This window comes from Pseudomonas sp. EL_65y_Pfl2_R96 (assembly GCF_963970905.1).
Taxonomy (GTDB): Bacteria; Pseudomonadota; Gammaproteobacteria; order Pseudomonadales; family Pseudomonadaceae; genus Aquipseudomonas.
On record NZ_CAXAQH010000469.1, the window covers coordinates 1 to 255 of the forward strand.

The 255-nt window shown below is 56.1% G+C and carries 1 pseudogene; it reads left to right on the forward strand.

Features of this window, described 5'->3' with window-relative positions:
- Positions 1–255: pseudogene (gene tuf, locus AACY49_RS31615) on the forward strand (elongation factor Tu); the annotation flags it as partial.

Here is a 255-nt window from a genome sequence, read left to right on the forward strand (position 1 = left end):
TCCCGGGCGACGACACTCCGATCATCATCGGTTCGGCGCTGATGGCTCTGAACGGTCAAGACGACAACGAGATGGGCACCACTGCCGTCAAGAAGTTGGTTGAGACTCTGGACAGCTACATCCCAGAACCAGAGCGTGCTATCGACAAGCCGTTCCTGATGCCAATCGAAGACGTATTCTCGATCTCGGGTCGCGGTACTGTTGTGACTGGTCGTGTTGAGCGTGGCATCGTCCGCATCCAGGAAGAAGTTGAGA